Below are 11,208 nucleotides of genomic sequence, written 5' to 3'. Positions count from 1 at the left end.
CAAGCCGCAATCTGGCGGTCGGGGATGCCGCCGCGATAGATACGCTCGCCCAACCAGACCGTGTCCTTGTCCTTGGCAAAGCCAGGCTTGGCCTTCTGGGAAGCCAGCCAGTAGGCAATGTTGCGCATATCGGCATCACTCAAACCGGCCACCATACCGCTCATCACGGCATTGGCACGCTTACCGGACTTGAATTCATGCAGTTGCTTGACCAGGTATTCCGGGTGCTGCTGACCCAACTTGGGGTTGGCCGGCGTGGTGGAATTGCCGTCGGCAGCGTGGCAGGCAGCGCACACCGCTGTATAAGTGGCCTCACCCTTGGCCAGGTCGGGCTTGGCGACCTTGGATTCAGGGCCATTGGCCAGGGCAGAACCTGCCACCAGGGCAGTCATCAAAAGGGAAACCAGTGCTTTCATGAGGTACATCCTGAAACGGCGCAAAACCATCGGATTCTACAATGAGGCCATTGTCTGTTTCCTGACGCTCATACACTTCCCATTCATGTCCCATTCAGCACCCCGCCCTCCAAGCCCCGCAGAGGCAGCCCCAGCCCCGACCCCGGGCGCTGCCAGCGTCACGCCACTGGGCTGGATGCACACCGCCCGTTTTTTGACCACAGCAGCCCAGCTGCAGCACCTGCCAGCGCACGAGCTGCCCGAAATCGCCTTTGTCGGTCGGTCAAACGCAGGCAAGTCCACCTGCATCAACACCCTGACACAGCAAAAACAGCTGGCCTTTGCCTCCAAAAAACCCGGGCGTACCCAGCACATCAACCTGTTTTCCCTGGGCAAGCAAGGCGTACACGACGCCGTGCTGGCCGATCTGCCCGGTTACGGCTACGCCGCGGTGCCCAAAGCCGACAAGGCGCGCTGGCAGCGGGTCATGGCCAATTACCTGGTCAGCCGTCCCAACCTGTTGGGCGTGGTCATGCTCTGCGACCCGCGGCACGGCCTGACCGATCTGGATGAGGCCTTGCTCGACATCATCCGCCCCCGGGTGGAAGAAGGCTTGAAGTTTTTGGTGCTGCTGACCAAGGCTGACAAACTCACCCGCGCTGAACAAGCCAAAGTCTTGTCCATCACCAAACTGCAAGCAGGTGGTGGCGATGTCAAACTGTTTTCAGCCCTGAAAAAGCAAGGCGTGGAAGAAACGGCCAAGCACCTGTGGGACTGGATCCACCCCGTCAATACACCGGATCCGAACCCGGCGGACGCGTCTTGAAGCGTTTGTGCACCCAGTAATACTGCTCGGGCATGGACAACACCAGGGACTGCAGCTCTTCGTTCATGCGCTGGGTATCGAGCAGCACCTCATCTGAAGGGTAGTTGTCCCACGAACCCGACACTTCAACACGGTAGCCCCTGCGGGTCATGCGTGTGACGGCTGTGAGCACCTTCGCGCGTCCCAGACGGGCAAAACGAGACAGCGAGGGCAACGTCGCTGCGGGCACCCCGAAAAAATCCACAAATACCGACTCGGCCGCGCCAAAGTCCATGTCTGGCAGCAAGTACAGCTTCTCGCCCTGACGCAATCCGGCCACAATGGTTTTCACACCTTCATGGCGTTCGTAAAGCCGGTTGCGCCCGTTGCGATTACGGCCGTGGCGCACCCAATCGTCCAGCGCCTGCCCGCGTTGAGGCACATAAATGCTGGCCATGGACTGCCCTTGCACCAGCGTCAAAGCCACACCACCTGCGTCCAGCCCCACGAAATGCGGTGCAAACACCACCACGCCACCCTCTTGCTGCATGGCCTGCATATCACCCACCACCTGTAGCCGCCGCTGCAACACAGGCAAGGGCGCATGCCATAACCATGAACGATCGAGCAAGGACTGCATCACGCACACGAAATGCTGACGCAGCACCCGCTGGCGCTTGGCCGCGCTCCATTGCGGGAAACACAGCTGCAGGTTCACGCTGGCCACATGACGCCGCTCGCGCGCCAGCGCATACAGCACCCACCCCAGCACTGCACCCAAAGCGCGCAAAGCAGGCAAGGGCCACCAGGCCAGAAAGCGCATGAACACAATCAGGAAACGGGCCATCAGTTGTCCTTGCGCGGTGATTTGTAGCGTGCGTAGCCCCACAGGTATTGGGACGGACGCTGAAGCACCATCTTTTCCATGGCCTGGTTGATTTGCACGACCGCAGTCGCCAGGTCTTGAGACAATTCAAAAGCCAGCGACTGGGTGTGCAGACGATAGCCCTGGCCCCAAGCCAGCCGCTCGCCCCATATCAACACCGGCCTGGCACCCGTTTGCTGCACCAGGCGAGCGGCCAGGGTCATGGTGTAGGCGGGCTTGCCAAAAAACGGGGCCCATTGGCCCAAGCCATCGGGGGGGACCTGGTCGGGCAACAGACCCACGGCCTGTCCTTGGCGCAAAGCCTTGATCATTTGCCGCACGCCAGACAGTGTGGTGGGCACGGCCTCCAGCCCTGGGCGGTTGCGTGCTATTTCCATCACAGCGTTGAGCTGTGCCTGTCGCGCAGGGCGGTAGAGCACGGTCAGGGTACCGTGGGCCTGACCAAAGCGCTGGGCCAGCGCCTGCGCCGTGATTTCAAAGCAGCCCATGTGCGGCGTCAGAAACACCACGCCATCACCCGCTGCATAAGCCTGGGCGGCTGCCGCCTCGCTGGCCCACTCCACATGCGGCGTTCGCCCCAGCCACAGCCGGGGCAATTCGGCCGACATGCAGCCAGCCTGCCCAATGGCGCCCCACACCTGTGACCAGTTCAAACCGGCTTGGCGGGCATTGGCCATGAAGCGCTTTCGGTAATCAGGCGCCGCCAGCCAGGCCACCCACCCACCCAGATACCCAAGCAGGTGCAAGGCCCACAAAGGCCAACGGCTGAAGAAGCGAAACCAGAACAACATGGAGCCCGATTTTGCCCTGAAGCGGTGCGGGGATTTGCGCCGGGTCTTGAAACCGTCACAAAAGCCCTTATCATTAGCACTCGAACGACATGAGTGCTAACAAGCGCCGTGTAAAAGTCAGTTCGCGCCAACATTCGTTGGCATTTGTTTATCTGCAACCTCTGTATTCATCCTCAAGGAGAAGTCATGAACCTGCGTCCTCTGGCCGATCGCGTGATCGTCAAGCGTCTGGAAAACGAAACCAAAACCGCTTCGGGCATCGTGATCCCCGACAACGCTGCAGAAAAGCCTGACCAAGGCGAAATCCTGGCCGTCGGCCCCGGCAAGACCAACGACAAAGGCGAAACCAAAGCCCTGTCCGTCAAGGTCGGCGACCGCGTCCTGTTCGGCAAGTACTCGGGCCAGACCGTCAAGGTCAACGGCGACGAGCTGCTTGTCATGAAAGAAGAAGACCTCTTCGCCGTCGTCGAGTGATCGACCACATTCCGTTCAAGATTTCAGCTAATTAGGAGCTAAACAACATGGCAGCAAAAGATGTAGTTTTCGGCGCAGATGCACGCGCCCGCATGGTTGAAGGCGTCAACGTTCTGGCCAACGCCGTCAAAGTGACCCTGGGCCCCAAAGGCCGCAACGTGGTGCTCGAGCGCTCGTTCGGCGCCCCCACCGTGACCAAGGACGGCGTGTCCGTGGCCAAGGAAATCGAGCTCAAGGACAAGCTGCAGAACATGGGCGCCCAGATGGTCAAGGAAGTCGCTTCCAAGACTTCTGACAACGCTGGCGACGGCACCACCACCGCCACCGTGCTGGCCCAGGCCATCGTGCGCGAAGGCATGAAGTACGTGGTCGCCGGCGGCAACCCGATGGATCTCAAGCGCGGCATCGACAAGGCTGTGGAAGCCCTGATCGCCGAACTCAAGAAGGCCACCAAAGCCACCACCACCACCAAGGAAATCGCCCAGGTCGGCTCCATCTCCGCCAACAGCGACCACAGCATTGGTGAAATCATCGCCAACGCCATGGACAAAGTCGGCAAGGAAGGCGTGATCACCGTGGAAGACGGCAAGAGCCTGCAAAACGAGCTGGATGTCGTGGAAGGCATGCAGTTTGACCGCGGCTACCTGTCGCCCTACTTCATCAACAACCCCGAAAAGCAGGCCGCCCTGCTGGACAACCCCTTCGTGCTGCTGTTCGACAAGAAGATCAGCAACATCCGCGACCTGCTGCCCACGCTGGAAGCCGTCGCCAAGGCTGGCCGTCCGCTGCTGATCATCGCCGAAGACGTCGATGGCGAAGCCCTGGCCACCCTGGTGGTCAACACCATCCGCGGCATCCTGAAGGTTGTGGCCGTCAAGGCTCCGGGCTTCGGCGACCGCCGCAAGGCCATGCTGGAAGACATCGCCATCCTGACCGGTGGCAAGGTCATCGCTGAAGAAGTGGGCCTGACCCTCGAGAAAGTGCAGCTGACCGACCTCGGCCAGGCCAAGCGCATCGAAGTGGGCAAGGAAAACACCACCATCATCGACGGCGCTGGCGCTGCGCAAGACATCGAAGCGCGCGTCAAGCAAATCCGCGTGCAGATCGAAGAAGCCACCAGCGACTACGATCGCGAAAAACTGCAAGAGCGCGTGGCCAAGCTGGCCGGCGGTGTGGCCGTCATCAAGGTCGGTGCTGCCACCGAAGTCGAGATGAAGGAAAAGAAAGCCCGCGTGGAAGACGCCCTGCACGCCACCCGCGCTGCGGTGGAAGAAGGCATCGTGGCCGGCGGTGGCGTGGCCCTGCTGCGCGCACGTCAGGCTGTTGGCGCTCTGAAGGGTGACAACGAAGACCAGAACCACGGCATCGCCCTGGTGTTCAAGGCCATCGAAGCTCCCCTGCGCGAAATCGTCTACAACGCCGGCGGCGAAGCCAGCGTGGTGGTCAACAACGTGCTGGCCGGCAAAGGCAACTACGGCTTCAACGCTGCCAACGACACCTACGGCGACATGATCGAAATGGGTATCCTGGACCCGACCAAAGTGACCCGTACTGCCCTGCAGAACGCCGCTTCTGTCGCTTCCCTGATGCTGACCACCGAGTGCATGATCTCTGAAGCCCCCAAGGCTGAAGCCGCTCCGGCCATGCCCGACATGGGCGGCATGGGTGGCATGGGCGGCATGGGCATGTAATCCACGCCCGGCTCCCAAGCTCCAAAGCCCCGCAGGTGAAAGCCTGGCGGGGCTTTTTCATGGGCAGATGAAGATCAAATGGAGTCAGGCTGAATCTTGACCACCCAGTAAACGCCTTTTTCCTGCACCGCCTGAAAACGCACTTTTTGGCCAACCTGCAAGGCGTCCAGCAGCGCTGGCTCCTTGACCTGGAACACCATGCTCATGGGCGGCATGTCCAGATTCGGGATTTCGCCGTGCTTGAGCGAGACCTTGCCCGCAGACTTGTCAATGCGTCGCACCTCGGCCGTCACCCAGGGCAATGCGGCAGTCGCGCCATCGCCGACGCGCTGCATACCACCGCCTTGCGCCATGCGGGCCTGGCCCGGGTATCGCTGGAAGCTTTTGCTGCTACCGTCTTTTTGCACCAGCAGCACATCAAAGGCATCTTTGCGGCCCTTGTACTCCGGGCCATCCATGCCCGGGCTGCCAATGGGCATGCCCGGCACCGACAGGCCCAGCGCCACGGGTCGTTCCTTGAGCAAACGATGAATGTCGGTGGCAGGCACATGGCCCTCGATGACGTAGCCGCTCACTGTGGCGGTGTGGCAGGAGCCGAGTTTTTCAGGCATGCCCAGGCGCTTGCGCGCAGCGGTATTGCCCACATCCCGCACCTCGACCTTGAAGCCGCTGGCCTGCAGGTGCTCCACCCACAGATGGCAACAACCACAGTTCGGATCTTTCCAGACCTGAACCGTGGCAGCTTGGGCCAGTGCGCTGCGATGAAAACCGGTGGCCGCCAGCCCCAGCAGGGCTGCGGCACGAATCCATTGACGTCTTTGCATGGTGTGCTTTCCTTTACTTGACGGTAATGCGGCCGACCATGCCCGCTTCGAAGTGACCCGGGATCAAGCAGGCAAATTCAAACGTACCAGCGCGATTGAAGGTCCAGACAATGTCGCCCTTTTTACCGGGATCGACGTGGGCCATGTAGGGCTCGTCATGTTCCATGCCGGGGTGTTTTTTCATCATCTCGGCATGCGCCTTGAGCTCTTGGGGCGTGCCGATCACGATCTCGTGCAAGACCTTGCCCGCATTCACGGCGACCAAGCGCACAGTCTCGCCCAGCTTGATTTGGATCTCCCTGGGGGCAAAGCGCATGTCATCGCTCATGCGGATCTCGATGGTGCGCTGGGCCTTTTTCGGGTCTCCTGCGATGCCCCAGTCTTTTTGCTCGGCCGGCGCCTGGGCGTGATGGTTGGCGTGGCTGGCATGGGCCGCTGGCGAATGGGCTGGTGAATGGGCTTGCGCCAGAGGCAGAGCCATGAGACCGAGGGCCAACAGCGTGGCGTTCAATGTGATGTTCATATCCAATGTCCTTGTGATGGATGTTCCAGAAAGAATGTCAGCAACAAATCAATGGTGCGAATGGCCCTGGGGCTTGCGCACCTGGCCTGCCGGCACCGCCGCAGGTGGAGCGCTCGCCTCAGGCGCCCTTGGTGTGGTCGCCGCCGGACCGGTGTATTCATAAGCCTGTGTGCCCGCTGGTTGTTTGTAATCCCCCGGGTCGCTGTAGTCGCCCGTTTTTTGATCGGCCCGCACCTTGAGCGTGGTGAACATGCCCCCCATCTCGATGGGGCCATAAGGACCGGTTCCGGTCATCATCGGGAAGGTGTTGGTGGGCAACTCCATTTCCATCTCGCCCATGTCCGCCATGCCGCGCTCGCCCATGACCATGTAGTCCGGGATGAGCTTCTGGATCTTTTGCACCAGGCCCCGGTGGTCCACGCCGATCATGGTGGGCACATCGTGGCCCATGGCCCCCATGGTGTGGTGGCTCTTGTGGCAATGCATGGCCCAGTCACCGGGCTCGTCGGCAATGAACTCCAGCTGGCGCATCTGGCCCACGGCCACATCGGTGGTCACCTCGGGCCAGCGTGCCGTCTTGGGTACGGGACCGCCGTCGGTACCGGTCACCTCGAACTCGATGCCATGAATGTGCACTGGGTGGTTGGTCATGGTCAGGTTGCCCACGCGTACCCGCACCCGGTCGTTCAAGCGAGCCACCAGCGGGCTGATGCCCGGAAACACCCGGCTGTTCCAGCTCCAGATGTTCTGGTCGAGCATGGTGTTCACATTGGGGGTTTTGGCCCCGGGCGTCACGTCGAACGCATTGAGGAGAAAGGCGTAATCGCGGTCCACCTCGGCGATCAGCGGGTGTTTGCCCTTGGGGTGAGTGATCCACAAGCCCATCATGCCCATGGCCATCTGTGTCATTTCGTCGGCGTGCGGGTGGTACATGAAGGTACCCGGCCTGCGCGCCACAAATTCATACACATAAGTCTTGCCCACCGGGATCTGCTTTTGGTTCAAGCCACCCACGCCATCCATGCCATTGGGCAAACGCTGGCCGTGCCAATGCACGGTGGTGTGCTCGGGCAGCTTGTTGGTGACGAAGATGCGCACCTTGTCACCTTCAACCACCTCGATCGTGGGGCCAGGGCTTTGGCCGTTGTAGCCCCACATGTTGACGACAAAGCCCGGCGCCATCTCGCGCACCACCGGCTCGGCCACCAGGTGGAACTCTTTCACGCCGTCCTTCATGCGAAAGGGCAAGGTCCAGCCGTTGAGGGTGACCACCGGCCTGTAGGGGCGTCCGGCGCCGGTCACGCCTGGCGGCGTCCAGGGCGGTGCGGTGTCGGGGCGGGTCTGGATGACGGGCTCGGGCAAGGCAGCCAGCGCGCTGCGGGTGACGGCGGAGGTGGCAACGGCCACGCCTGCGGCGGCCACGGCTTTTTGGAAAAAATCTCGGCGTTGCATGGTCAGTGTCCTGCAGGGTTGGTGGAAGGTTTGGGTGCACCAGATGTATCGCTGGCTACGGCTGGATAAGGCAAGCCCGCCAGCACGGCCACCAGGTCGGCATGGGCCAGCCACAGCTGGCGCTGTGCTTGCAAGGACGCATCCACGCTGTCGATGCGCGTGCGGGCACTGGCCAGCAGGTCCCAAGTGCTTTTGAGCATGCCGTTGTAGCGCAGCAGCGTCTCTTGCGAGAGTTCCTCGTGCAGACGCTGCACCTGTGCCTGCGTGTGCTGCGCCGTCTGTCGTGCCTGCACATAAGCGTTCACCGCCAGCTGCACATCGGCACGCACCTGCCGCGCCAGCCGGTCGGCCTGCAAACGGGCTGGCCACGCCTTTTCAAAGGCATGGCCCCAGCGCATATGGCGCGGGTCCCAAGCAGGCGTTTGCTGCCCAGCCAGATCGTTCATGGCTTTTTGCACCAACTGCAGCTGTTGCGCGTTGAGGCCCGCCCCAGCCATCAGGCGACGGGCTTCCAGGTCTTGCACAGACCAGCGCGAATGGGCATGCAGCGCCTGCGACTGCAAAGCCGCGAGGTCATTGGCAGACACAACACCTTGCGCCGAAGTGTCAACCGCGGTCGCAGGCAAACCGTCTGAAGGTGCTTGCACGGGCAGGTGCAAAGGCAACTGCTCAGCCAGCTTTTGTGCTGTCATGCCTGCTCCGATGCGCTGCCACAAGGCCTGCAGTGCACGATCGGCTTGCAGCTGCGCTTTGTCCAACCGTGTGCGCGCATCCCACAAGGACAGCTCCTCCTGGATTTGCCGCGCACGGCTCCAGTTACCGACCTGCGCCATGCGTTGGCCCAGTTCGGTCCCGGCTTGCGCCACCGCAAGAACGTCACGGCTGTGCGCCAGCGACTGGCGGCTGGTCACTGCGTCAACCCAGAGCTTTTGCACATCCCGGCGCACGGCCGCCATTTGCTGACGCACTTCGGCCTCCTCCAGGGCGCTCATCCCGGGCTTGAGCCACAGGGCCTCGTCCTGCAGGGCCAAGCGCTGGGCCTGAATCAGTGTCAGCTGCCCCGCGTCAGGGTGGGCGGGTGCCTCCGGCAAAGGCGGCATGTTTTTTTGTTCCCAGCGCAACACGTCCGCGTGGCCGCGGGGGAACTGCGAGACGGCACGGTTGGCGTCTTGCCAGCTCAAGGCAGTGGGCGCTGCCGTCACCGATGGCGCTGGTGAATGATGGTGTTGCGCCCAAGCCGCAGACCCCATGCCTGCCAGCAGCGCAGCGCCCGCAGTCCAAGGACCCAAGGCACGTTTAAAAAGGGGCTTCATGTCAATTTCCTGAAACAGACGAACATGGCGTCCGCCCACCCGGGCGGCAAGCGGACGCACCTGTGGCGTGAGGTTCAGGAAATGGGGGGTTTGGTGAGGGGCGCAGGCGTGTGAGCGACGTGCATCCATAAGGCACCAACAGGCCATGCTTGCACTTGCGTCACCGGCAGCATCAAAGGCCACACCGCAAGACTTGCACTTTGGTGACAAACGCTGCACAGCAAACAACTGCCATCGTGACAGTCGGCGTTTTGAAGAGCACTTTCGAACTCGGCAGCCTGCCCGTGGGCCTGGTGATGCATGGTTTCAACCACGGCCTCGTGGCAATCGTGGGCCGAATGGGCTTGCGCGAGTTGCACCGAACCCGCAGGATGGTGCGAAGCGCTTTGTGCCATGGGCATCCAGACACCTGCCCACAGCCGCAGGGGCATCAGGCACAGCAGGAAGCAAAGGACAAATTGACGCATGACCAAATCATAAGCCAAGGTTGAAACGCCCGACTTGGCTGGGCGGTAAACCCCTTAACGAATGCGGCGAAGCAACTCGGCACTCGAAGCATCCAGCCCCGACACGTCACCCGAGAGGATGCGTGCGTGGATGTCTTTGGCCAGCACCTTGCCCAACTCCACACCCCACTGGTCAAAGCTGTTGATGCCCCAGACTGCGCCGCTGACGAACACGCGGTGCTCTTGCAAGGCGATCAGCGCCCCCAAACTGGCGGGGGTCAGTTCGTCGAGCAGCACAAAGGTGCTGGGCCGATTACCGGTGAAGTGCTTGTGGCCACCTTCGTCGCTCTTGCCCAGCATCAGCGCCTGCGCCTGCGCGATCACGTTGGCCAGCAACAACTCGTGGTGATCGGCCAAAGCGTGCGTCGGCTTTTTGACCGCAATGAACTCCAGCGGCACCACATCGGTGCCCTGGTGCAGCATCTGGAAGTAGGCGTGCTGGCCGTTGGTGCCCGGCTCGCCCCACAACACGGGCGAGGTGCCATAGGGCAGCGCCTGGCCATTGCGGTCCACGCGCTTGCCATTGCTCTCCATCTCCAGCTGCTGCAGATACGCAGGCACACGGCGCAGCGCGCTGTGGTAGGGAGCAATGGAACGGCTGGTGTAGCCCAGAAAGTTGCGGTACCAGACGTCCAGCAAACCCAGCCGCACCGGCAAATTGCTGTCCAGCGGCGCGCTCTGAAAGTGCTGGTCCATGTCGTGCGCACCTGCCAGCAAGTCCTTGAAGCCTTGTGCGCCAATCGCAATCGCCACCGGCAGACCAATGGCTGACCACATGGAGTAGCGACCGCCGACCCAATCCCAAAAACCGAAGGTGGTGCTGATGCCGAATTGCGCAGCGGCTTCGACATTGGTGGTCAGCGCGGCAAAGTGGCGTGCCACGTCTTGTCCGCCCTGCGCATTGAACCAGGCCAGCGCCGAGCGGGCGTTGGTCATGGTTTCGATGGTGGTGAAGGTTTTGGACGCGATGAGGAACAGGGTGTTTTGCGCTTTCAGGTTTTTCAGCACCGCCGCCAGCTCATGCCCGTCCACGTTGGACACAAAGTGAAAGCGCTTGCCCGGCAGCACAAAATCCTGCAGCGCCAGCACCGCCATTTGCGGCCCCAGGTCGGAGCCGCCGATGCCGATGTTCACCACATCGGTGATCGCGTCGTCGGCACGCACCTGCTCGGCATACGCCAGCATGGCGTTCAGCGTCTCGTGCACCTGCGCCAATGGCGCGGTCAGCTTGCCTTGCAGGCTCCCGGCGGGTTGGCGCAAGAGCCAGTGCATCACACCCCTGCCTTCGGTGTTGTTGATGGGCTCACCCCTGAACATCGCATCGCGGTGTTCGGCCAAACCCGTCTGCTCGGCCAGCGTCAGCAGCAAGGCCTCGGTCGCCTCATCGGTATGGTTTTTTGACAGGTCTGCAAACAGGTACGGTGCGCTTTGGCTCAAGCGACTTGCACGCTGTACGTCAAACTTGAAAGCCTCGCGCAGATCAAAGTCACCGAACCCCTGCGCATGGGTTTGCAAGGCTGTCCAGATTGGGGTGTGGTCACATCGCAT

At 61.7% G+C, this 11,208-nt stretch carries 12 protein-coding genes; 3 read left to right on the top strand and 9 right to left on the bottom strand.

Annotated features, from left to right (window positions below; translation table 11 throughout):
- The coding region (locus tag AAFM15_RS08610) for a cytochrome c (protein WP_341686305.1) at positions 1–416 on the bottom strand (416 nt) is incomplete at its 3' end.
- 85 nt (positions 417–501) lie between these two features.
- Between AAFM15_RS08610 and yihA the strand changes: the two genes are divergently transcribed.
- On the top strand, positions 502–1,221 hold the full coding sequence (yihA, locus tag AAFM15_RS08605) for a ribosome biogenesis GTP-binding protein YihA/YsxC (protein WP_371833098.1): 720 nt from the start codon (positions 502–504) through the stop codon (positions 1,219–1,221).
- Here the strand turns inward: yihA and AAFM15_RS08600 are convergent.
- Together AAFM15_RS08600 and AAFM15_RS08595 are read right to left on the bottom strand one after the other, a co-directional pair.
- Positions 1,184–2,047, bottom strand: coding sequence for a lipid A biosynthesis acyltransferase (locus AAFM15_RS08600; protein WP_341686304.1), 864 nt, complete (start codon positions 2,045–2,047; stop codon positions 1,184–1,186). The two genes, yihA and AAFM15_RS08600, sit on opposite strands and share 38 nt — an antisense overlap.
- Positions 2,047–2,877 carry a lysophospholipid acyltransferase family protein gene (locus tag AAFM15_RS08595; RefSeq protein WP_341686303.1) on the bottom strand — a complete coding sequence of 277 codons (831 nt, stop codon included), beginning with the start codon at positions 2,875–2,877 and terminating at the stop codon, positions 2,047–2,049. The genes AAFM15_RS08600 and AAFM15_RS08595 overlap by 1 nt, the downstream gene beginning before the upstream one ends.
- 186 nt (positions 2,878–3,063) lie before the next feature.
- On the opposite strand from AAFM15_RS08595, the gene groES reads away from it, so the two are divergent.
- Entirely contained in the window at positions 3,064–3,351 is a 288-nt protein-coding gene (gene groES, locus AAFM15_RS08590) for a co-chaperone GroES (RefSeq protein ID WP_341686302.1), read from the top strand.
- A gap of 47 nt (positions 3,352–3,398) precedes the next feature.
- On the top strand, positions 3,399–5,042 hold the full coding sequence (gene groL / locus AAFM15_RS08585; RefSeq protein ID WP_341686301.1) for a chaperonin GroEL: 1,644 nt from the start codon (positions 3,399–3,401) through the stop codon (positions 5,040–5,042).
- Positions 5,043–5,116: 74 nt separating this feature from the next.
- On the opposite strand, the gene AAFM15_RS08580 is transcribed toward groL, so the two are convergent.
- From AAFM15_RS08580 to pgi, 6 genes are all read right to left on the bottom strand, one after another.
- Positions 5,117–5,866: a DUF411 domain-containing protein gene (locus tag AAFM15_RS08580; protein WP_341686300.1), complete on the bottom strand. Its 750-nt coding sequence runs from the start codon at positions 5,864–5,866 to the stop codon at positions 5,117–5,119.
- Positions 5,867–5,879: 13 nt separating this feature from the next.
- Positions 5,880–6,389: a cupredoxin family protein gene (locus tag AAFM15_RS08575; protein WP_341686299.1), complete on the bottom strand. Its 510-nt coding sequence runs from the start codon at positions 6,387–6,389 to the stop codon at positions 5,880–5,882.
- Between the two features lie 48 nt (positions 6,390–6,437).
- Entirely contained in the window at positions 6,438–7,841 is a 1,404-nt protein-coding gene (locus tag AAFM15_RS08570; protein WP_341686298.1) for a copper oxidase, read from the bottom strand.
- Between the two features lie 2 nt (positions 7,842–7,843).
- A complete protein-coding gene (locus AAFM15_RS08565) occupies positions 7,844–9,154 on the bottom strand; it encodes a hypothetical protein (RefSeq protein WP_341686297.1) in 1,311 nt (436 codons plus the stop codon).
- Between the two features lie 74 nt (positions 9,155–9,228).
- Positions 9,229–9,621: a hypothetical protein gene (locus AAFM15_RS08560; RefSeq protein ID WP_341686296.1), complete on the bottom strand. Its 393-nt coding sequence runs from the start codon at positions 9,619–9,621 to the stop codon at positions 9,229–9,231.
- A gap of 54 nt (positions 9,622–9,675) precedes the next feature.
- On the bottom strand, positions 9,676–11,208 hold the full coding sequence (gene pgi, locus AAFM15_RS08555; RefSeq protein ID WP_341686295.1) for a glucose-6-phosphate isomerase: 1,533 nt from the start codon (positions 11,206–11,208) through the stop codon (positions 9,676–9,678).

Origin of the sequence: Limnohabitans sp. (genome assembly GCF_038134685.1) — a bacterium.
GTDB lineage: Bacteria > Pseudomonadota > Gammaproteobacteria > Burkholderiales > Burkholderiaceae_C > Limnohabitans_A.
Note: the sequence above shows the minus strand (reverse complement) of the source record. Positions and strands in the feature narration are given on the sequence as shown.